The following is a 21,720-nucleotide window of genomic DNA, read 5'->3' on the forward strand; positions in this document are numbered from 1 at the left end:
GCAATCAGGATTGGCTAAACGATAAATTGCTCTATGATGAAAGGACATTTGTTTAGCATAGGTCTACCTAATGAAGTTTGTACCAAAGATGTTAGCAACGTCTCTTACTCTTACTGCAGCGTTGAGTGCTGTGAGCTTTCCATCACTGGCTGACTCCCCATCCTTTCCGCATATTTCAACAACAGGTTATGGTGAAGTCATCGCAACACCAGATATGGCGACATTCTCAGTGAGAGTGGTTGAGTCAACGATGACGGCTGAACAGGCTAAAAGTACTGTTGATAAAGTGGTAACGGGTTTTCTTAATAAGCTGCATCAAGCCGGCGTAGATGAGGCGAGCGTACACAGCTCGAACCTGTATTTATCTCCTCAATATCATTACCCGAAAAATGGCAAACCTGAACTGGTTGGTTACCGTGCGTCACGTAATGTGACCGTTCAAGTGAATGAGTTAGCGAATCTCAATGAGTATATGGATATTGCTATTGGGCAGGGCATTAACCAGATCGATAACATCCAGCTTCAAGTTCGTGACCAAGCTAAGTATCAAGAGCAAGCACGTTTAGAAGCAATCAAAGATGCAAGGTCGAAAGCTAAGTCGCTAGCGAGTGGCTTTGAACGAGAGTTAGGTGACGTTTGGCGAGTTGACTACAACGCACAATCTTCTCAGCCTGTATTGATGCGTTCAATGGCGATGGATGCAAGAACAGAATCGAACTCTTATGAAGACTCAACGATCACCATTCGTGATCGAGTGAATGTGATCTACCAGCTAGAAGAGTAGTGAGCATACCTCAGGGAGGGATTGGATCATCATGATCTATTTACCTACAGTAGGCCAAATACTAAAAAGGCTCTCATTACGAGAGCCTTTTCTATTTTTACTTATGATCTAATTCGATGATTAGTGAAGTAGACGAGCACGGATTGTGCCTTCGATCTCTTTCAACTTAAGCAGTGCTTCTTCAGAACGATCCGCTTCTACATCGATAACTACATAACCCATATCTGCCGCAGTCTGTAGATACTGACCCGCGATGTTGATGCCTTCTTCAGCGAAGATGGTGTTGATCTGAGTTAGGATACCTGGGCGGTTTTCGTGAATGTGTAGCAAGCGAGATGTGCCTGTATGCAGTGGCAGTGATACCTCTGGGAAGTTAACACTTGATAGCGTAGAGCCGTTATCAGAGTATTTCGCTAGTTTACCAGCAACTTCAACGCCGATGTTCTCTTGTGCTTCTTGAGTTGAACCACCCACGTGAGGCGTTAGAATCACGTTGTCGAACTGCATCAATGGTGACTCAAATGGGTCAGCATTGGTTTTTGGTTCTGTTGGGAATACATCGATAGCTGCACCAGAAAGGTGACCAGAATCCAGAGCGCCACACAGAGCAGGGATGTCAACTACCGTGCCACGAGCTGCATTGATAAAGATAGAACCAGGCTTCATGCGCTCGAACTCTTCTTTACCCATCATGTCTTTAGTTTCATTGGTTTCAGGTACGTGTAAAGAGATCACGTCACACTTATTCAGCAACTCGGTCATCGTATGAACTTGAGTGGCATTACCTAGAGACAGCTTGTTTTCGATATCGTAAAAGTAAACACGCATACCCAGGTTTTCAGCAATAATACCTAGCTGAGTCCCGATGTGACCGTAGCCAATAATACCTAAACGCTTACCACGAGCCTCGTAAGAGTTGTCTGCACTCTTTTTCCAGATACCACGGTGAGCAAGAGCATTCTTCTCTGGGATACCGCGAAGCAGTAATAGAACCTGACCTAGAACGAGTTCAGCAACGCTTCGAGTGTTTGAGAACGGTGCATTGAAAACAGGGATACCGCGCTTAGCTGCTGCTTGAAGGTTGACTTGGTTAGTACCAATACAGAAACAACCGACGGCAACCAGCTTTTCAGCCGCATCAATAACTTCTTGGGAGATGTTGGTGCGAGAACGGATACCAATGAAGTGAGCATCTTTAACTGCTTCAAGAAGTTCATCTTCAGGTAGTGAGCCTTTGTGGTACTCAATGTTTGTGTAACCAGCGGCTTGCAGTACTTCTACAGAAGAAGGGTGAAGACCTTCTAGAAGTAGGATTTTAATTTTGTCTTTTTCCAGTGAAACTTTGGCCATTGTTCTCGTCCTTAAAATGGAAAGGTTGGGCAAATGCGGCGCACGTGCTACAAAATGGCTGAAAGGGGAACAAATTCACCACTTTGTTAGGAGACAAACGTTTTCCCTGTGCGTCTTCTGAACAATAAAGTAACAAAAAAAAAATGTTTTGGGTAAGAAAATTACGGAATAAGACATAATTTTACAGCAATAAAGCAAAAAAAACGGCGCCCTAGGGCACCGTCTGTAATGAAGTAACAGAAAAACTCAATCTTCTATTATTTATTCTTCGATTTTTGCACCTTCAGGCGTGCCTGTGATAACCACATCAGCACCACGGTGAGCGAACAGGCCAACCGTCACCACACCAGCAATACCATTGATGATATCTTCTAGTTGTTTCGGGTTTTCAATCGCCATGCCGTACACATCTAAGATCACGTTGCCGTTATCGGTTGTGCAGCCTTCGCGGTAAACTGGGTCACCACCAAGTTTTACGAGTTCACGTGCAACGTATGAACGTGCCATTGGGATAACTTCAACAGGCAGTGGGAATTTACCCAACACATCAACGGCTTTGGTACCATCAACGATACAAATAAACTTATCAGAGATAGCTGCTACGATTTTTTCACGAGTCAAAGCAGCGCCGCCGCCTTTGATCATATCGCGTGAAGCGTTAATCTCGTCAGCACCATCAACATAGACGTCTAGCTTGAATACGTCGTTGCATTCGAATACTTTGATTTCTAGTGCTTCTAGTTTTTCAGTAGAGGCTACAGAGCTTGAAACCGCACCTTTGATTTTGTCTTTCATTGTGCCAAGTGCGTCGATGAAGTGATTTACTGTTGAGCCAGTACCTACACCTACAATGCTGCCTTCTTCAACATATTGAAGTGCTGCCCAGCCCGCTGCTTTTTTCATTTCATCTTGAGTCATGCCATTCTCCTGAATAAGGTCTTGCGCTTTGAATTAATCGTTCGCGTATTGAAGTTAACGTTTAGATATCGAGGTTAACGTTTAGATATCGAGGTTAACGTTTGCGGCGCGATTATAGCGCTTTAATGGTTGTTTTCCCATTGCCAAGTTTTACTCGGAGTCACGATTTTAGGTAACGGAATGTCCCAACCTTCAATTGGTAAGCGATCGACATGTTGGCAATCGTGAGCAAGGCCAATAGGTGTTGCGCCATTGCCCGTTTCGAACCATCGAGCCAAGGTGCGATCGTAATATCCGCCGCCCATGCCTAAGCGATGCCCTTGAGAGTCAAAGCCCACCAGTGGTGTGAGAATCAGATCAAGTTGCTGACATGGCTTGACGAGTAATTGATTGAGTTGAGGTTCAACGATGCCGTACTTATTCAACATAGTGGGTGTGGTTGGAGAGTAATGTAGAAACAGGAGATGGCCGGCAGAGAAGGGGTGTAATACCGGTAAATAAGTTTGCTTGCCTTGCGCCCATAACCATTCAATTAAAGGCTGGGTATCGAGTTCGCCATCAATGGAAATATAGAGGGCGATATGTTGAGCTGACTGAATCTCATCAAGCTGAGAACACTGCTTAACTAAGTCTATACCGGATTGAGTTTGTTGGTTGCCAGATAAGGCATTACGTTTGATACGGATCTGTTTGCGAAATTCGCTGCGTGTGAGCGTCTTCATAAGAAGGGATACCCCAAAGTGCCGTTGAGAATAGATGGCCCTTGAACCAGCGAGTTCAAGGCGGATCAGCAATGATTACCGTAGGCTTCTCGGCGGACCGAGCATGCTCAATAGCACTCAAGTACTAACCCTTAGGGATTGCTTATCGGCTCGGGGACGTGAATCCTCTGACAAACACTCCAGGGTAAATTTTGTGTACGCTATTGCTGTCCGTGCTTAACTTTACTGAGGACATCTGAAAGTGATGTCGTGAGCTGTTCCATTCGCTCGGTCAGTGCGTTTTGTTCATCATTTGCTTCAAACTTCTTAGTTTGTAATTCATAGCAAATGTTCAGAGCTGCGATCGTTAGCAGCTTCACTTCATTGGTTACCTTAGTACGTTCAGCCATCTCTTTCAATCGATTATCAAGATCGACCGCCGCTGCAATCAATGACTCTTCTTGCCCAGGAGGACAATTAACTCGAGTCAGTTTTCCTAATATTTCAACGTCTACCGCTTGATTACTCATGATGGATGAACTCTTTAACGCACTGTTTAAGGCTGTTGCCCTTTATCAATTATTGAGAAAGAAAAAGTGCAAGTACCGATGAGGAAGCAATCTCCTCTGAGGGAGAAACTATAGGTAAACCGCTATTAAGATTCAAGCTTTTCAGAGTGACTGTTTGTAAATGAGAGCTTGAGCACACAGTAATTCAGCAAATTGAACAATTGGTAGTCAGTCATCCTTCAATTGCTCAGGATCGATGCTTACCAGAATTGGGGTGAAGTGGTACGATTATAATATCGATATAAAGAATAACTGAGCGAGCTATCTGATGAGCGAAACTACTTTACCTGACTACCTAACGGTTGCGACTGAACTTCAATCGGCAAGCCTAGCCGTAAACCCTGCTGAGATGCATGGTTTATTAACGGGTATGTTGAGCGGAGGCTTAAACCTAGCAGATAAAAGCTGGCAACCACTTATCTTTGATTACACCAATGAAGGCATGGGCTGGCCAGATCGCGCATTAACGCTAGCGGAAGCGACACTGAAAGTAACGACCAGCGAAATCACAGGTTCAGGCATGGAGCTGTCTATGTTGTTGCCTGACGAAGACGCAAGCGCAAGCCTGTTTGATTTGGCTGATGGCGTGTCTGATTGGATTAACCACTTTATTTCTGGCTTAGGCTTGGTTGGCGCTCAATTGAATAAAGCGTCTGATGGTACCAAAGAAGCATTAGCTGATCTTGAAGAGATGGCAAAGCTAGGCATTGACGAAGAAGATGACATGGAAGAGCAAGCGCAGCTTCTAGAGCACGTTATTGAGCACGTAAAAGCGTGTGCATTAACCATTCATGCTGAATTCGGTGCGCGTCCATCTGAAGATGCGGCTCCAACCATTCATTAATCCGCTTGTCGGTTTGAGGTTATAATGGCTCAGTATGATGTTGTAATTGCTGGTGGTGCAATGGCAGGGGCGACCCTAGCCCTTGCTCTGAATCACCTCAGTCAAGGTTCACTATCGATCGCGGTAGTCGAGCCTTATCAGGTTGATCATCAAGCTCACCCTGGTTTTGATTCTCGTTCGATTGCTTTGTCTTATGGCACGGTGCAGATCCTCGATTCTTTGCATTTGTGGCAATCTATCGCTCCGGTAGCGACCCCAATTAAAGATATCCATGTTTCGGATAGAGGGCATGCCGGAATGACGGATATCTACAGTGAAGAGCTTGCTGTTGATGCGCTCGGCTATGTGGTTGAGTTGGCGGATGTGGGGCGAATCTATCAGCAGAAGCTTGAATCAGAATCTGCAATTACGATGTTTTGCCCTGAGTCTGTCAGTAAAGTCGAACGTGAAGAGTTGCAAACGACTGTTGAACTGACAAGTGGGCAAACCATAACGACTAAGTTACTGGTTGCAGCTGACGGTGCTATCTCAACCTGTTGTCAGCAACTCAATATCTCATTGAGTGAGCATGACTTCGAACAAGTCGCGGTGATTGCCAATATCGTGGCGAGCGAACCTCATCAAGGTCGCGCATTTGAGCGTTTTACTCATCATGGGCCAGTCGCTCTGTTGCCGATGAGTGAGAACCGTTTATCACTGGTTTGGTGTTTGCCACCGGAGCAAGCACAAAAAGTGATGACGCTAAACGACAATGAATTTCTAGAGCAGTTGCAGAGTGACTTTGGCTGGCGACTTGGCCGATTAGAGAAAGTCGGTAAACGTGCAAGCTACCCTCTGATCCTTCGCCACCGACAGCAAAATATCTCTCATCGATTTGCGATTGTTGGTAATGCCGCTCAAACGCTTCACCCAATTGCAGGGCAAGGCTTTAATCTTGGCATCCGTGATGTGGCTTCCTTGGCGGAAGAGTTGTGTACTCAGTTAGATGATGTGGGTCGTTACCGTGGTCTTGTTAACTTTAGAAAGCGTAGAGAACAAGACAGAAATACAACGATTACGCTGACTTCAAGTCTCGTTCATCTGTTCTCAAACGATTTTATGACCGCTCGCATTGGGCGTAATCTTGGGTTAACCGTAATAGATAACCTTCCACCACTTAAAGGTCCACTTTTGCGTCATACGCTTGGCCTAGTAGAAAGATAAGGTAATAAATAATGATGCAAAGTGTTGATATCGCGATTGTAGGTGGAGGCATGGTTGGCCTAGCGCTTGCCGCTGCACTGAAAGACAGCGACCTAAGAATTGCGGTCATTGAAGGCAGAGCTCCCAGTGAAGGGCTTAGCGAATTGCCTGATGTGCGAGTGTCGGCATTGAGCCGCTCTAGTGAAGTGATTCTTCGTAACCTAGGGGCATGGCAAGGCATTGAACAAAGACGTGCTGCACCTTACCAAGCGATGGAAGTATGGGAACAAGACAGCTTCGCTCGTATTGAGTTTGACTCGACACGTTTGGCTCAGCCGAACTTGGGGCATATCGTTGAAAACCGTGTGATTCAATTAGCGCTGCTTGATCAGGTTAAGAAGCAAGATAATGTCAGCCTGTACATGCCCGCGATGTGCAAAACGATGGCGATTGGTGAAAGCGAAGCATGGCTAACGCTAGATAATGGACAAGCACTGACAGCGAAGTTGGTTGTTGGAGCGGACGGTGCAAACTCTTGGGTTCGTAAGCAGCAAGACATTCCATTAACACATTGGGATTACGGCCACAGTGCGATTGTCGCGAACATCAAAACCACTGAGGCGCACCACAGCGTTGCTCGTCAAATATTCACACCTCAAGGCCCATTGGCATTTCTACCAATGCAGCCAGCGAATATGAGCTCGATTGTTTGGTCTACGGAGCCTAATCGTGCCGAGAAGCTTGTATCAATGTCGGACGCGGATTTTAATAAGCAGTTAACGGCAGAGTTCGACTCAAAACTTGGTTTATGTGAAGTGGTTGGTGAGCGTTTTGCCTTCCCACTGCGCATGCGCTATGCACGTGACTTTGCTGTAGAGCGTGTCGCTTTGGTTGGTGATGCAGCTCATACGATTCACCCGTTAGCGGGGCAAGGCGTTAACCTTGGCCTATTAGATGCTGCAAGCTTAGCGCAAGAGCTGTTAACGCTTTGGGCTGCTGGCGAGGACATTGGTACCAAGCGTAACCTTCGTGGCTACGAGCGCTGGAGAAAAGCAGAGGCGGCGAAGATGATCGCTTCAATGCAGGGCTTTAAAGATCTGTTTGAAGGCGATAACCCAGCTAAGAAGCTGATTCGTGGTATCGGTATGAAGCTTGCGGGTCAATTACCGGGTGCGAAAGATGAGATCATGAAGCGAGCGCTAGGTTTGTCGGGCAATCTTCCCGATTTAGCTAAGCGTCCAGTTACGCACCAATAATCAACAATCGCAAATCAATAGTCGCGTGAGATGGACTGTTGTTGAGGGTTAGTCGCTAAAGTTAATCGCAATTGACGACATCACGAACACGAAAAAAGGGTTGGCATAATGCCAACCCTTTTTGTTTCTAATTCTTAAAATATCAGATCATGCGTACGCGCAGCGCAGTTTCATGATTTCACTATTTATTTCTTTCACGGTTTGAAAGTGACGCTTCTCTGCTCGGTCTGGTAGTACGAGTTTACCGTTATCAAACTCAAATTTACCTACGCCGTAAATGTAGATTCGTCCTTTGAAAAGTCGACTTACATGTTTAGCAATCATACTCGGTGTATAGCGCTTAAACAGTCTCATTTTTAATTATCCTTATATTTACCTAGCCTGCATATTATAGAAAAACTCCGAGATAATTATTGTGATAAGCATGGAGTAATATGCAGTAGAGTTAACGTTAATTAGATATTTGTGCTGTTCTAAGCACTTTCTTCAGTAAATATCTATTTTTACGTGAGCTCCTCCCCAAAATAATACTGAGTAGTGAACTGCTACGAACTTTCCTGTCCGGTATTAAGCAGTGTTAATGTTACAAGTATAAGAATAGGCGGGATTTTTTTGTTTGTGTAATCAAATTGTAAATTTTGAACAAAAAAAAGCCCGTCTAAAACGGGCGAATAGTCACAGATGCATTACACAAAAGTGGATACTGATGTTACTCAGTGGATTCACTTGTACTGATTTGCTTAAAGGCTAGTCAGTAAAGTCACAATAACGCAAATTCAATCTTGTGACTACTTATGCTTTTATTCTGAGTAACTATTTAATGTGGGTGTGTTTTTATTATGACGAAGTTCACACTAAAAATGTACTCAATGAAATATTGAAATGAAGTTTGCGAAGCATGATCTGTTCGAAACGATCATCGACTGATGTCAGCGACGATCGGTGCACATAGTGCTATAAGATCATTGGGATCCAACGCAACGCCAGCCATTCGATCACCCGAGCTAATGGTAACGGTCGAATTGCTCTGAATGGAAGGATCAAAAATGATCGGCATGTATCTCTTTAGAGCAAGAGGCCCAACACATCCAGCTTTAAAGCCGGTGATGCCTTCAACGTCAGCGAGTGATACGCAGGTCATTCGACGGCAATTCAGCACCGAGCGTACTTTCTTTGGATCGATAGAGCGATCACCAGGAGTACAGGCTAACGCATACTGGTTTCCCATATCCTTAAGCAGGATGCACTTCACCATTTGAGAGGCATCAATGCCTCGTTCTTGCGCGGTCTCTTCGATGCTGGTGGTTGGCTTGCTTTGTACCAGCAGGCGATAGTCCACCTGCTGTTGATCCAACCATTGTGTAATCAGTGTTTCCACGTGGCTACTCTTCGTCAAGGTTGTAAGGCAGTGGCAGGATATTCCATGTTTGATCAGGTTGCGCAGTCAGTCGAAGTTGAACATCGTCATCTAGGTTGTTTGGCAACACCATCAAACCAATCGCTTGGTTATCAGCAAATTGATAGACGTTTAATAGTCGGCCTGCGCCACGCCAGTTTTCACCTACGCTACGCTCTAGTTCAATCGTATTCTCTAGAGACAATACATCTGAAGTCGTTCCTGAAACAATGCGCATTTCACGCTTGTTCATGCCACGGTACTTGGCACGAGCTACCGTTTCTTGACCTGTGTAACAGCCTTTTGAAAAGCTGATACCGCCAATCGCTTGCAGGTTAAGCGCTTGAGGGATGTGCTCGTTTTGCTCAGCTTTCGATAGGTTCGGCTGAGCATCAAGAATTTCATGATACTGCCATAGCGCTTCTGATACTTTTTCTGCTGTGCTGCTTGATACCAAGGCTTCTGCTGCTTCTTGCGTAACAAGTAGAGCCCAACGGTTGTCAGAGACTTGAACCGCTGTGCCACCAGAGATAACACGTACTTTACCTTGGCTTTCTGAAATCGAGTCAATGTATTGATCAGCTGACGCGCCCATAACACCGATAACAACGTCAGACGTTTGCTCGATATCAACCTTAGAGAATACGGCGTATTTCTTGATTTCAACTAATTCGATTTCAATCGCAGACTTAGGCTGCATAAGAGCGTAGCCACCATTGTGGTGGAACAAACGAAAGATACTCCAAACCTTTCCTTTCGCATCACAATGCGCGCCTAACGTGGATTCATCATTAGGAAGAGTGACGACATCGCACGTTACTTGACCTTGCAGGTACGACTTTTTGTCATCGCCTATCATGGTGATTGCACTCCAGTCTGACACGTGTGTCATCATCAGATCTGGAAGCGATTCATTTTGCGTATGAGCGAGCGGCTGAAATGTGTTTTTCCAATCCATTTTATCTTTCCTAAGAATTTTATTTGGCTCTATGTTAATCCGGTTCTGTTTCTTTGTCAGCCTAGGTTTTTTTGTGAGCTTAGATAGGGACTGTGACTCACATAGTAGTTGCAGAGCGTATGACTTGTTACACTCCGAGAAAGAAAAATTATAGGTGAGGATAGCCAATGTACACTGCAGAGCAGAAAGCACGAATTAAATGGGGTTGCCGTCGTGGCATGTTGGAACTTGACGTAGTTATCATGCCATTTTTCGAAGAGTGTTTTGATTCATTGCAAGAGCAGGAACAGCGCGAGTTTGTTTCTCTATTAGAGTGTGATGACCCAGACCTGTTTACTTGGGTAATGGGACATGGACGCAGTGAAAACCTAGGCCATGCTTCAATGGTTGATAAAATTGTCGCGCATAACCTCAGCAAGGTTCGTTAAGCTTCAGCTTAACCCTTCGTATTCCGCATTATTTGCAAAAGGCACTGTTTTTGGGTGCCTTTTGTTTTTCATCATTTTCTCTTCTATTCCACTCGTTGTTGCCCTCTATTGTTTAGCTTTAGTGTTCAGTTTGTTTAAAGCCAATCATGTAATCTTGAATTCAGCACATGGATGCTTTGACTATAAAGAAGATGGCGAGATTAGACTCAATGAGCAAGCCTACGAACTTAAGTCCGTTGATAAGATCTGGGCGCAGTTCTTCGTTAAATTGCAGTTTGAGTGTGGACACTCAGTCTTGTTATGGCGAGATAGTTGCAATGAACGTGAATATCGACATTTTCTCGCAAACCTACAGCGAGCCCGCAAGATAAACTAGAGCATCAGATAAAAGAAAACGTTAGACAAAAGAAAAGGGAGCTCTAGGCTCCCTTCGTTTTTTCATGACCAAAAATTAAGACTGGTTTTTCTCTGGTGTCAGAATCGTTGGGCCACTGTCTTCAGCAAGTTCTGGGTAATCCAGCGTGTAGTGTAGGCCGCGGCTCTCTTTACGTTGCATTGCACAGCGAACCATTAACTCAGCCACTTGTAGTAAGTTACGCAGTTCTAATAAGTTATTTGAAACCTTAAAGTAGCTGTAGTACTCATGAGTTTCCTGCTGCAACATCTGAATGCGGCGCATTGCACGTTCAAGGCGTTTGTCCGTTCGAACAATACCCATGTAATCCCACATGAACAGTCTTAGCTCGTGCCAGTTGTGTTGAATGATTACTTCTTCATCACTGTTGGTGACTTGGCTTTCATCCCATGCCGGAAGTTCAGCGCACAGTTGAGATTGGTCGATGTTTTCAACGATATCTTTTGCTGCTGCCCATGCGTATACCACACACTCAAGCAGTGAGTTTGAAGCCATACGGTTTGCACCGTGCAAGCCGGTGTAGCTCACTTCGCCAATCGCATAAAGGTTAGTGAGGTCAGTTTGACCTTGCTTATTAACCATGACACCACCACAAGTGTAGTGAGCAGCAGGTACGATTGGAATCGGTTCTTTGGTCATATCAATCCCCAAATCCATCAAGCGAGTATGGATCATTGGGAAATGCGTCGTGATGAACTCTTCAGGCTTGTGGCTGATATCAACATACATGCAGTCAGCACCTAAGCGCTTCATTTCAAAGTCAATCGCACGAGCAACGACATCACGTGGCGCCAATTCACCGCGCTCATCGAAGTCCTTCATGAAGCGAGAACCGTCTGGACGACGCAGGTAAGCACCTTCACCACGCAGTGCTTCCGTTAGTAGGAAGTTACGCGCTTCTGGGTGGAATAAACAAGTTGGGTGGAACTGGTTGAACTCAAGGTTTGCCACACGACAACCCGCACGCCAAGCGATAGCAATACCATCACCTGAAGAGACATCTGGGTTAGAGGTGTACTGATAAACCTTTGAAGCGCCACCGGTTGCTAATACAACAAATTTAGCGCGCACGGTTTCAACGTGTTCTTGGTTACGGTTCCAAATGTAGGCACCGATAACTTTGTCTTTCGAACCACCAACCTTATCTTCGGTGATCAAATCTAGCGCGTTATGACGCTCGAAGATCTCGATGTTTGGGTGATTATTGACGTTATCTTGTAGTGAGGTTTGCATCGCCATGCCAGTTGCATCGGCAGCGTGTAGAATTCGGCGGTGACTGTGGCCACCCTCACGAGTGAGGTGATATTTTGGTTGGCCTTCTGTGCTGTTCTCATCTTTATCAAATGGAACACCACCATCAATCAGCCATTGCACACACTCTTTAGCATTTTCAGCAATGAATTGAACTGTATCTTCTTCACATAACCCTGCTCCAGCAATTTGAGTATCTTCTACATGAGACTCAATACTGTCCGATTCATCGAACACCGCCGCAATACCACCTTGTGCGTAATACGTCGATCCTTCGCTGCGTGGTCCTTTGCTTAATACAATTACTTTTGCATGTTCTGCTACGCGTAAGGCTAATGACAAGCCTGCCGCACCACTTCCTACCACTAATACATCACACTGATGTTCACGGTTTGCGTTCATAAAACTTATTAAATCCCGGGCTATAGTCGAGTTGTCCATGCTCAATTGACTTCGTCTTGTTTCAGGAGTTTGACTAAGACTGTTATAATCTTTCCCTAGTCATCCTAAAACACGACACAAAATCAATATATAGACAGCTATCTAGAAATATTTAATTGCTCAATACCATTGCTTTTGCTCAAGTTTCCCCAAATTGATAGGGATAACTATTTTTATTACATCACATTGTGAAACAATAATGGCAAATAATTTTAGGAAAGTTGGAACTTTCGGTATTTGGCTTAGTCACAATAGTGCTCTTGTAGACGGTGGTGTCAATACTACATTTCGCATAATTAGTACCCATATCTGTGAAGGTAAGGGTTATAACAATAGGAGTACCCGCTCGAATGAACGAGCAGCTAACCGATCAAGTGTTGATTGAGCGAGTTCAGAGTGGAGATAAGCAGGCATTTAACTTATTAGTGGTTAAGTATCAAAACAAAGTTTGTAATCTTATCTCTCGATACGTGAATAATTCCGGTGATGTACCTGATGTAGCACAAGAAGCTTTTATTAAAGCTTACCGCGCGATACCTAACTTTCGTGGTGAGAGTGCTTTCTATACATGGTTGTACCGAATTGCCGTGAACACCGCTAAAAATCATATCGTTGCCCAGAGCCGTAGGCCGCCAGCAACAGATGTAGATGCAGAAGATGCAGAATATTACGAAACAGGCAGCGCGTTAAAAGAAATATCGAACCCTGAGAACTTAACGCTGTCAAACGAATTGAAACAAGTTGTTTTTGGAGCGATTGAAGCGCTACCCGAAGACTTAAAAACTGCAATGACGTTGCGTGAGCTCGAAGGTTTGAGCTACGAAGAGATTGCAGAAGTAATGGATTGCCCTGTAGGAACCGTACGTTCGCGTATTTTCCGAGCTCGTGAAGCGGTGGAAAAGAAAATTAAACCTCTTTTACAACGCTAGAACTTGTAATAATTATGGTGAAAATAATGGCTGATAAAGAAAAGCTTTCGGCACTCATGGATGGTGAAACGATCGATAAAGCTCTCATAGTAGATCTCGAATCTGATCAAGAAAGCATGGATACCTGGCAGAGTTACCATTTAATTGGTGATGTTATGCGTGGGGATGCGCCAGAAACTCCAGAGTGGAACATTGCTAACAGTGTAGCGGCAGCGCTTGATGATGAGCCTGCGCATGGTTCAATGTCGAACCTGCACCAAGTGAATGTTGAACCTATTGTTGCTCCGATTGAAGAGCAGCCTAAACCTCAGCAAGCGAAGCGTCAGCTTCCTGCGTGGTTACAACAATTTGGACAAGTTGCCGTTGCAGCCTGTGTTTCTCTTGCTGTTGTGTTAGGTGTTCAACAATATGGTGGCAGTGACCCAGCAGCACCAGAACAGCTGCCTGTGCTACAAACGATCCCATTTGCGGGTTCTGCGGAGCCAGTAAGTTTAACGCGTGACTCTGTTGAGAAGCCTGTATCTGAAGCTAACATGCAAGAGCAACGCAAACGCGTTCATGCATTGTTAGAAGATTATGAGCTACAACTAAGATTAAACAGTGATGCATCGCCAATGAAAGATGTACACCTAGAATCGGATATTGAATGAAGAAAATCCTGGTCAGTGCACTGACACTGTTCAGCTTGATGTCTCCAACAGCCTTTGCAGAGGAAACCACTGCAAAGGCCTTGTTGCATCAAATGAACGAGGCCAGTCAGCATCTAAATTACGAACTCTCCTACATATTGATAAAGAAGAGCAGTATTGAACCTCTGCTTTATCGTCATGCAGTTAACGACGACCAACAACTTGCACATCTTGTTTATCTAAGCGGCCCTGTTCGTGAGGTTATTCGACGTGGTAATGAAGTTAGCTACATCGAACCGGGTACAGAGCCATTTACAATTCAGTCTGGCAGCATGGTTGCACCTGTCATTCCGATGATTAATCGAGATATCGACTCTCTCAACCAATACTACGATTTTGTAAAAGTTGGGCGCTCTCGTGAGGCGGGCAGTACTACACAAGTATTACGCGTCGTGCCGAAAGACGGTCTTCGATACTCTTACGTGGTTTGGGTCGACGAGAAAACTAACCTTCCTTTGCGTGCCGACCTTTTAGACCGTGATGGCGAAGTGCTTGAGCAGTACCGTACTATATCTTACGTAGTGAACGATAAGATTGCAGAAGCAATGAGCGGCTTGAATCAAGCTAAATTGCCGAAGGTTTTGTCATTGCCAGAAGGCTTGGTGAGTGAGACCGACTGGCAAGCTTCGTGGGTACCAGAAGGATTTAAATCGAAAGAACTCAGCCGTTACCAAATGGCTGCGACCGAAAAAATGGTTGAAAGTCAGCTTTTCAGTGATGGGTTATTCAGCTTTTCGGTTTATATCGCCGATAAAGACGAACATTCATTGAAAGGACAGCTGGTACGCCAAGGGCGAAGAACCTTGCACAGCTTAGTGATTGGCGACAAAGAAATCTCTGTGGTTGGTGATATTCCGCCAGCAACGGCCAAGCGTATCGCTCAATCCGTCGCGTTCAATAAACCGGCACCAGCGCAATGATGACTGCGTTGGCGACCGTTAGCTCAGTCGAACAAAAAGGTAAGCAATATTTTGTTCAATTGAGCTGCGAACAACAAACCAGTTGCAGCAGCTGCTCATCTCAAAAAAGCTGCGGAACGGGTATTGTGACCAAGGCTGTTGGTAATAAATCCTTGTTTTGGCAGCTTAAAACTCAAAGTCTAGTCAAAGCAGGCCAGATCGTAGAAATTGGCTTTCCAGAAAAAAGCTTACTTCAGTCGGCGGCGATTGTTTACCTCATTCCACTTTTCATGTTGATGATTGGTGCTGGTTTTGGACAACTCTTGTTACAACCCTTACTCCAAGGGGGCGAGGGCATTGTTATCTTAAGTGCTGCGCTGTTCACTGCTGGTGGTATTGCCTTAGCGAAGCGCTTAGCCAAACCTATGGAAGACAAATCCAAGCAAGAAGTCGTCTTGATTCGAATCCTAGGTAAGTCTCTCATCTAATTTATGATGCTTCTTGCCCTTAAATTGGGTAGAATCTGCCAACTTGATTGAAATGCCGCCACCAATGCTGACTGTAGATTGGACGCGTTGCGGCTTTCTTATTATCCCTATTCAAAGAGTTTAGTCACACCAAGCCTATGAAGCACATTCGTAATTTTTCGATTATCGCCCACATCGACCACGGTAAGTCGACCCTTTCTGACCGCTTAATCCAAGTTTGTGGAGGGTTAAGTGAACGTGAGATGGCAGCTCAAGTCCTCGATTCTATGGATATAGAACGCGAGCGTGGTATTACAATTAAAGCGCAGAGTGTGACTTTAGATTACAAAGCTAAAGATGGTGAAACTTACCAACTTAACTTTATCGATACCCCTGGACACGTAGACTTCTCTTACGAAGTATCTCGCTCTCTAGCCGCTTGTGAAGGTGCGCTTCTAGTAGTAGATGCTGGCCAAGGTGTTGAAGCTCAAACTCTAGCAAACTGTTACACCGCGATCGAAATGGAACTGGAAGTAGTGCCAATCTTGAACAAGATTGACTTACCTGCTGCGGAACCTGAGCGTGTTGCTGAAGAAATCGAAGAGATCGTTGGTATCGATGCGATGGAAGCGACGCGTTGTTCTGCAAAAACCGGTATCGGTGTTGATGATGTTCTTGAGAATATCGTAACGGCTATCCCGCCACCGGAAGGTGATCCAGAAGCGCCACTTCAAGCGCTGATCATTGACTCTTGGTTCGATAACTACTTAGGCGTTGTTTCTTTGGTTCGTATCAAGAACGGTAAGCTGAAGAAGAATGACAAGATTAAAGTAATGTCGACAGACCAAGTTTGGGGTGTTGACCGTCTAGGCATCTTCACACCTAAGCAAATCGACACAACTGAGCTAAACACTGGCGAAGTTGGCTGGGTTGTTTGTGGTATTAAAGACATCCTTGGCGCACCTGTTGGTGATACGTTGACGCTTGCAAAAGGCGGCAGCACAGAACGTCTACCAGGTTTCCAAAAAGTGAAACCTCAGGTATACGCAGGTCTATTCCCAGTATCGTCTGATGACTACGAAAACTTCCGTGACGCACTAGGCAAACTAAGCCTGAACGATGCATCACTGTTTTACGAACCAGAAAGTTCAGCAGCACTTGGCTTTGGTTTCCGTTGTGGCTTCTTAGGAATGCTTCACATGGAGATCATCCAAGAGCGTTTAGAGCGTGAATACGACCTAGACCTAATCACAACGGCACCAACCGTAGTGTACGAAGTTGTAAAAACAGATGGCACAATTCTTTACGTCGATAGCCCGGCTAAACTGCCTGCGACTAATGATGTAGAAGAAATTCGCGAGCCTATCGCTCGTTGTAATATCCTTGTGCCGTCGGAATACCTAGGTAACGTAATTACCTTATGTGTAGAAAAACGTGGCGTGCAAGTTGATATGGTTTATCACGGTAAGCAGGTTGCTGTGACGTACGACCTTCCTATGGCTGAAGTGGTTCTAGACTTCTTCGACCGTTTGAAATCAACATCTCGTGGCTATGCGTCACTGGATTACAACTTCCAACGTTTTGAAATGTCGAACATGGTTCGTGTTGACGTATTGCTTAACGGCGAAACGGTTGATGCACTGGCGATCATTACACACAAAGACATTGCTCAGTCTCGTGGTCGTCTACTGGTTGAGAAGATGAAAGAATTCATCCCTCGTCAGATGTTCGATATCGCGATTCAAGCCGCGATTGGTAACCACATTATTGCTCGTTCTACAGTGAAACAACTGCGTAAGAACGTAATCGCAAAATGTTACGGTGGTGATATCAGTCGTAAGAAGAAACTTCTTAAGAAACAAAAAGAAGGTAAGAAGCGTATGAAGCAGATCGGTAACGTTGAACTGCCTCAAGAAGCATTCTTAGCAATTCTTCATGTTGGCAAAGATTAACTTTATCCAGCATTAAACGAATAATTGAAAGTGAAAGAGTAGCTCGCTACTCTTTCACTTTCGTTATTTTTAAAGAAATGAAATTTAAGGGATATCAATGGCTAATACATTTTCGCTTATCTTAGTGATCGTAACTCTAGTGACCGGCATTGTATGGGCGTTGGAAAAGTTTGTGTGGGCGAAGAAGCGCCAACAAAAACTGGCTGACGTTGAAGCACAGTCGAATGGCCTAGACGCTGCAACCAGCGCAAAAGTTACGGCTCAGCCTTGGTGGGTTGAGAACAGTGTGTCCATTTTCCCTGTAATTGCATTTGTTTTGGTTTTGCGTTCATTTATTTATGAACCGTTTCAAATTCCATCTGGCTCGATGATGCCAACACTATTGGTTGGTGATTTCATCTTGGTAGAAAAGTACGCTTATGGTCTAAAAGATCCTGTATGGCGCTCTCAATTGGTAGAAACAGGTAAACCAGAACGCGGTGATTCAATCGTATTTAAGTACCCACCTCAGCCTAATATCGACTACATCAAGCGTGTTGTAGGTATGCCAGGCGACACCATTCGCTACAGCTCTCGTAAAGAGATCTGTATTCAGGCGAAGGGTACAAGTAGCTGTGACCCAGTGAAACTAAGTAATGTTGAAGAAAGCCAATTTATTCAAGATGGTGTGCCTCTGATTCAGCTGAATGAACAGCTTGGAGACGTAGAACATCAGATTTTAGTTAACCCATTACGCCGTGATCGTGTGCAAGCGTATCAGCCTCGCAATGGTGTTAACGAATGGGTCGTTCCAGAAGGCCAGTACTTTGTGATGGGTGATAACCGTGACAACAGTGCTGACAGCCGTTACTGGGGCTTTGTCCCTGAAGCAAACCTTGTTGGTAAGGCCGTTGCTATTTGGATCAGCTTCGAATTCGAACGCGGTTCAGACAGCGTGCTTCCAACATGGATTCCTACTGGTGTGCGTTTTAATCGCATCGGTGGGATTCACTAATCGATCACATAACACATCGAGAGAGCATGAATTCTCCAATTGATAAACTAGAGAGAAAGATTGGCTATCAGTTTAATGATGCCGATCTTATCCATTTGGCACTGACTCACCGCAGTGCCGCAGGTAAACATAACGAACGTCTTGAGTTTCTGGGCGATTCAATTTTAAGTTTTGTTATCGCTGATGATCTTTACCACCGTTTCCCTAAGGTAAACGAAGGTGATATGAGCCGCATGCGCGCAACATTAGTACGTGGTCATACATTGGCAGAACTAGGTCGTGAATTCGAACTAGGAGATTACTTAAAATTAGGTCCAGGTGAGTTGAAGAGTGGCGGTTTCCGTCGTGATTCTATTCTAGCGGATGCGGTTGAAGCGATCATCGGCGCTGTCTATTTAGATAGTGATACCGAGGTTGTTCGCCGTATTATTTTAAGCTGGTACCAATCTCGCCTAGAGTCTATTCAGCCTGGTGTATCTCAAAAAGATCCAAAAACTCGCTTACAAGAGTTTTTGCAAGGTCGAAGAAATCCCCTACCTGTCTACACAGTGACTAATATTAAAGGTGAAGCACACAACCAAGAGTTTACGGTTGAGTGTGAAGTGGCAGGTGTGGATAAACCTGTTATCGGTAAAGGCACTAGCCGCCGCAAGGCAGAACAAGCGGCTGCTGAAACAGCATTAGAGCAACTAAGCAATGTCTGATAACAATCAAGATTTCGATATCGATGCATTCTTTTCATCTGATAGCAAAAAAACGGGCCTACCGGAAAATCAACACTGTGGCTTCATCGCTATCGTGGGTCGACCAAACGTAGGTAAATCGACGCTTCTGAACCATATTTTGGGTCAGAAAATCTCGATCACATCACGTAAACCTCAGACGACACGCCACCGTATTATGGGGGTAGAAACTGAAGGTGATTACCAAGCGATCTACGTTGATACTCCTGGACTTCATATTGAAGAAAAGCGTGCAATCAACCGTTTGATGAACCGTGCGGCGAACAGCTCACTGAGCGATGTGAACCTAGTATTTTTCCTTGTTGACGGTACTCACTGGACTGACGACGATGAGATGGTACTGAACAAACTGAGAAAAACAGATTTCCCAGTTGTCCTTTGTATTAACAAAGTAGACAACGTTCAAGATCGTACCGACGTGATGCAACATATGATGGAAGTGTCTAAGAAGATGGACTTCCTTGATGTTGTGCCAATCTCAGCGAAGCAAGGTAAGAATATCGATGTACTGCGTAAGCACGTTCGTAATTCTTTACCAAAAGCGACGCACCACTTCCCTGAAGAGTACGTAACGGATCGCTCACAGCGCTTTATGGCTTCTGAAATCATCCGTGAAAAACTGATGCGATTCACAGGCGAAGAGCTACCTTACTCAGTAACGGTTGAAATCGAGCGTTTCGATTACAACCCTGATAACGATGGTTTCCACATCAATGCTTTGATTCTTGTTGAACGTACTGGTCAGAAGAAGATGGTGATTGGTAAAGCGGGCGAGAAGATCAAAACGATTGGTCGTGAAGCGCGTATCGACATGGAAGAATTGTTCGGTCGTAAGGTTTACCTAGAGACTTGGGTTAAAGTTAAGTCTGGTTGGGCTGACGATGAGCGTGCACTTCGCTCGTTAGGCTACATCGACGATCTATAATATATTGAACGTCACTTTCTGATATTAAGAAAGTTGAATTGAATATAAATACAAGAGAGAGTGCGAACTCTCTCTTTTTGTATCTGTAAGAAGGGTAAGTGATTGAGCGAAGGGTTACAGCGATGCTTTGTGTTGCACCGTCGACCATACAGTGAGTCGAGCCTGATTCTGGACGTCTTCAGTGAAGAGTACGGTCGGGTGACGTTGATGTCTAAAGGTGCGCGGAGTAAGCGTTCTAATTTAAAAGGTGCACTGCAACCTTTTACGCCGCTGCTGCTTAAGTGGTCAGGCAATGGTTCAATGAAAACGTTACGCCAAGCTGAACCGATCAGCTTGGGGCTTCCTCTTGCCGGTATCAATCTGTATTCAGCAATGTACGTTAATGAATTAGTTGGACGAGTGTTGATGGCCGAAGTGGCCATGCCTGCATTTTTTCACGACTATCTTCATGCCTTAACAGAGCTAGCTCATAATGAGAACCCTGAGCCAGCGCTACGTCGTTTTGAATTGGCTCTACTTTCCGCTATGGGGTACGGCGTCGACTTTTTGCATTGTGCTGGCACCGGTGAACCGATTGATCCGAGCATGACTTATCGCTATCGAGAGCAGAAAGGTTTCATCGCTTCTGTGCGTCGAGATAACCTGACATTTATGGGCGATGAACTTATCGCAATTAGCGAACGTAGGTTTATCACTAAAGAGCAGTTAAAAGCAGCAAAACGCTTTACACGCATAGCCTTAAAGCCGTATCTTGGCGGTAAACCATTAAAAAGTAGAGAGCTATTTATGCCAACAATAGCCCTCTCTAGAGCACGGAGTATTGGAAAATGAGCTCAATCCTTTTAGGCGTTAATATCGACCATATTGCAACTCTACGTAATGCACGTGGTACTAAATATCCAGACCCAGTACACGCAGCTGAAATTGCTGAACGTGCGGGTGCTGACGGCATTACCATTCACCTGCGTGAAGATCGCCGTCATATTGTTGATCGCGATGTACGTATTCTTGCTGAGACAATCCAGACTCGCATGAACTTAGAGATGGCCGTAACGGACGAGATGGTTCAAATTGCACTCGATACTAATCCTGAGTTCGTTTGTCTGGTTCCAGAAAAGCGTGAAGAGCTGACGACGGAAGGTGGCTTGGACGTGGTTGGTCAACTTGAAAAGATCAAAGCGGCGACCGAAAAATTGTCGACTGCTGGTATCAAAGTATCTCTGTTTATCGATGCCGATCGTGAGCAAATCGATGCTGCGAAAGCGTGTGGCGCACCGTTCATTGAACTGCACACTGGCCACTATGCTGATGCTAAAACTGAAGAAGACCAACAAGACGAGCTTAAAAAGATTGCTGCAGGTGCAAGTTACGCAGACGACCTTGGTATTACAGTGAATGCGGGTCACGGTCTGACTTATCATAACGTAGCGCCGATTGCGGCACTTCCTGAGATTTACGAGTTGAACATCGGTCACTCGATCATGGGCCGCGCAGTCTTTGATGGTTTGAATAAAGCCGTTGCAGACATGAAAGCCGTGATGGAAACAGCACGCAACAACGCTTAGTTCTTTAACTCGGCATTCGCTTAGTTGTAAGCGGTTAATCAGTAGAATCGAAAAGTTAATAGAT

Annotated in this window: 24 protein-coding genes and 1 other RNA gene; 16 read left to right on the top strand and 9 right to left on the bottom strand. The window is 44.9% G+C overall.

Going from position 1 to position 21,720, the window contains the following annotated elements:
• Positions 1 to 70 precede the first annotated feature (70 nt).
• Positions 71 to 784, top strand: coding sequence for an oxidative stress defense protein (locus tag OCV44_RS02385; protein ID WP_086048729.1), 714 nt, complete (start codon positions 71 to 73; stop codon positions 782 to 784).
• A 120-nt stretch (positions 785 to 904) separates the two neighbouring features.
• On the opposite strand, the gene serA is transcribed toward OCV44_RS02385, so the two are convergent.
• The 5 genes from serA to zapA all read right to left on the bottom strand — a co-directional run bounded on the left by serA (position 905) and on the right by zapA (position 4,283).
• Positions 905 to 2,134 carry a phosphoglycerate dehydrogenase gene (gene serA / locus OCV44_RS02390; RefSeq protein ID WP_139685056.1) on the bottom strand — a complete coding sequence of 410 codons (1,230 nt, stop codon included), beginning with the start codon at positions 2,132 to 2,134 and terminating at the stop codon, positions 905 to 907.
• Between the two features lie 261 nt (positions 2,135 to 2,395).
• The gene (gene rpiA / locus OCV44_RS02395) at positions 2,396 to 3,052 is read right to left on the bottom strand and encodes a ribose-5-phosphate isomerase RpiA (protein ID WP_139685055.1); all 657 of its coding nucleotides are present in this window, start codon (positions 3,050 to 3,052) and stop codon (positions 2,396 to 2,398) included.
• A gap of 122 nt (positions 3,053 to 3,174) precedes the next feature.
• A complete protein-coding gene (locus OCV44_RS02400; protein ID WP_139685054.1) occupies positions 3,175 to 3,774 on the bottom strand; it encodes a 5-formyltetrahydrofolate cyclo-ligase in 600 nt (199 codons plus the stop codon).
• Between the two features lie 6 nt (positions 3,775 to 3,780).
• Positions 3,781 to 3,963, bottom strand: a non-coding RNA gene (gene ssrS, locus OCV44_RS02405) — 6S RNA.
• A gap of 11 nt (positions 3,964 to 3,974) precedes the next feature.
• Complete coding sequence (gene zapA, locus OCV44_RS02410) at positions 3,975 to 4,283, bottom strand: cell division protein ZapA (RefSeq protein ID WP_139685053.1); 309 nt, start codon at positions 4,281 to 4,283, stop codon at positions 3,975 to 3,977.
• A 307-nt stretch (positions 4,284 to 4,590) separates the two neighbouring features.
• Here zapA and OCV44_RS02415 point away from each other — a divergent pair, with 307 nt between their 5' ends.
• From OCV44_RS02415 to OCV44_RS02425, 3 genes are read left to right on the top strand one after another with little or no spacing between them, the layout of a single operon-like run.
• A complete protein-coding gene (locus OCV44_RS02415) occupies positions 4,591 to 5,166 on the top strand; it encodes a YecA/YgfB family protein (RefSeq protein ID WP_017075399.1) in 576 nt (191 codons plus the stop codon).
• 24 nt (positions 5,167 to 5,190) lie between these two features.
• Positions 5,191 to 6,369 carry a 2-octaprenyl-6-methoxyphenyl hydroxylase gene (ubiH, locus tag OCV44_RS02420; RefSeq protein WP_139685052.1) on the top strand — a complete coding sequence of 393 codons (1,179 nt, stop codon included), beginning with the start codon at positions 5,191 to 5,193 and terminating at the stop codon, positions 6,367 to 6,369.
• An 11-nt stretch (positions 6,370 to 6,380) separates the two neighbouring features.
• A complete protein-coding gene (locus OCV44_RS02425; RefSeq protein ID WP_139685051.1) occupies positions 6,381 to 7,604 on the top strand; it encodes an FAD-dependent 2-octaprenylphenol hydroxylase in 1,224 nt (407 codons plus the stop codon).
• A gap of 147 nt (positions 7,605 to 7,751) precedes the next feature.
• On the opposite strand, the gene OCV44_RS02430 is transcribed toward OCV44_RS02425, so the two are convergent.
• From OCV44_RS02430 to ygfZ, 3 genes are all read right to left on the bottom strand, one after another.
• Positions 7,752 to 7,958, bottom strand: coding sequence for a DUF1107 domain-containing protein (locus OCV44_RS02430; RefSeq protein WP_009847660.1), 207 nt, complete (start codon positions 7,956 to 7,958; stop codon positions 7,752 to 7,754).
• A 562-nt stretch (positions 7,959 to 8,520) separates the two neighbouring features.
• Positions 8,521 to 8,982 (bottom strand): aminoacyl-tRNA deacylase, encoded by a 462-nt coding sequence (locus OCV44_RS02435; RefSeq protein WP_139685072.1) that lies wholly within the window; start codon positions 8,980 to 8,982, stop codon positions 8,521 to 8,523.
• 4 nt (positions 8,983 to 8,986) lie between these two features.
• Positions 8,987 to 9,958, bottom strand: a complete 972-nt coding sequence (gene ygfZ, locus OCV44_RS02440) for a tRNA-modifying protein YgfZ (RefSeq protein ID WP_139685050.1) — start codon at positions 9,956 to 9,958, stop codon at positions 8,987 to 8,989.
• A 167-nt stretch (positions 9,959 to 10,125) separates the two neighbouring features.
• On the opposite strand from ygfZ, the gene OCV44_RS02445 reads away from it, so the two are divergent.
• Both OCV44_RS02445 and OCV44_RS22235 read left to right on the top strand, forming a co-directional pair.
• Complete coding sequence (locus OCV44_RS02445; RefSeq protein ID WP_004735374.1) at positions 10,126 to 10,386, top strand: FAD assembly factor SdhE; 261 nt, start codon at positions 10,126 to 10,128, stop codon at positions 10,384 to 10,386.
• Positions 10,334 to 10,762, top strand: a complete 429-nt coding sequence (locus tag OCV44_RS22235; RefSeq protein ID WP_315973218.1) for a protein YgfX — start codon at positions 10,334 to 10,336, stop codon at positions 10,760 to 10,762. The genes OCV44_RS02445 and OCV44_RS22235 overlap by 53 nt, the downstream gene beginning before the upstream one ends.
• Before the next feature lie 75 nt (positions 10,763 to 10,837).
• Here the strand turns inward: OCV44_RS22235 and nadB are convergent, their stop codons facing one another.
• A complete protein-coding gene (nadB, locus tag OCV44_RS02450) occupies positions 10,838 to 12,454 on the bottom strand; it encodes an L-aspartate oxidase (protein WP_139685049.1) in 1,617 nt (538 codons plus the stop codon).
• 389 nt (positions 12,455 to 12,843) lie between these two features.
• Here nadB and rpoE point away from each other — a divergent pair, with 389 nt between their 5' ends.
• The 10 genes from rpoE (at position 12,844) to pdxJ (ending at position 21,656) form a co-directional block, all read left to right on the top strand.
• Positions 12,844 to 13,422, top strand: a complete 579-nt coding sequence (gene rpoE, locus OCV44_RS02455) for an RNA polymerase sigma factor RpoE (protein ID WP_004735377.1) — start codon at positions 12,844 to 12,846, stop codon at positions 13,420 to 13,422.
• 26 nt (positions 13,423 to 13,448) lie between these two features.
• On the top strand, positions 13,449 to 14,072 hold the full coding sequence (locus OCV44_RS02460) for a sigma-E factor negative regulatory protein (protein WP_139685048.1): 624 nt from the start codon (positions 13,449 to 13,451) through the stop codon (positions 14,070 to 14,072).
• On the top strand, positions 14,069 to 15,031 hold the full coding sequence (gene rseB / locus OCV44_RS02465) for a sigma-E factor regulatory protein RseB (RefSeq protein WP_139685047.1): 963 nt from the start codon (positions 14,069 to 14,071) through the stop codon (positions 15,029 to 15,031). The genes OCV44_RS02460 and rseB overlap by 4 nt, the downstream gene beginning before the upstream one ends.
• On the top strand, positions 15,028 to 15,498 hold the full coding sequence (locus OCV44_RS02470; RefSeq protein WP_139685046.1) for a SoxR reducing system RseC family protein: 471 nt from the start codon (positions 15,028 to 15,030) through the stop codon (positions 15,496 to 15,498). The genes rseB and OCV44_RS02470 overlap by 4 nt, the downstream gene beginning before the upstream one ends.
• A 137-nt stretch (positions 15,499 to 15,635) precedes the next feature.
• On the top strand, positions 15,636 to 17,429 hold the full coding sequence (gene lepA / locus OCV44_RS02475; protein ID WP_139685045.1) for a translation elongation factor 4: 1,794 nt from the start codon (positions 15,636 to 15,638) through the stop codon (positions 17,427 to 17,429).
• Positions 17,430 to 17,526: 97 nt separating this feature from the next.
• Positions 17,527 to 18,423, top strand: coding sequence for a signal peptidase I (gene lepB, locus OCV44_RS02480; protein WP_139685044.1), 897 nt, complete (start codon positions 17,527 to 17,529; stop codon positions 18,421 to 18,423).
• Between the two features lie 26 nt (positions 18,424 to 18,449).
• The gene (gene rnc, locus OCV44_RS02485; protein ID WP_004735383.1) at positions 18,450 to 19,127 is read left to right on the top strand and encodes a ribonuclease III; all 678 of its coding nucleotides are present in this window, start codon (positions 18,450 to 18,452) and stop codon (positions 19,125 to 19,127) included.
• Positions 19,120 to 20,091: a GTPase Era gene (era, locus tag OCV44_RS02490; RefSeq protein ID WP_004735384.1), complete on the top strand. Its 972-nt coding sequence runs from the start codon at positions 19,120 to 19,122 to the stop codon at positions 20,089 to 20,091. Before rnc ends, era begins: the two co-directional genes overlap by 8 nt.
• A gap of 102 nt (positions 20,092 to 20,193) precedes the next feature.
• Positions 20,194 to 20,922 (top strand): DNA repair protein RecO, encoded by a 729-nt coding sequence (gene recO / locus OCV44_RS02495; protein WP_017108686.1) that lies wholly within the window; start codon positions 20,194 to 20,196, stop codon positions 20,920 to 20,922.
• The gene (gene pdxJ, locus OCV44_RS02500; protein ID WP_102448374.1) at positions 20,919 to 21,656 is read left to right on the top strand and encodes a pyridoxine 5'-phosphate synthase; all 738 of its coding nucleotides are present in this window, start codon (positions 20,919 to 20,921) and stop codon (positions 21,654 to 21,656) included. The genes recO and pdxJ overlap by 4 nt, the downstream gene beginning before the upstream one ends.
• The last annotated feature ends 64 nt before the right edge of the window (positions 21,657 to 21,720 follow it).

The sequence above is a fragment of the Vibrio tasmaniensis genome, from assembly GCF_024347635.1.
Lineage (GTDB): Bacteria > Pseudomonadota > Gammaproteobacteria > Enterobacterales > Vibrionaceae > Vibrio > Vibrio tasmaniensis.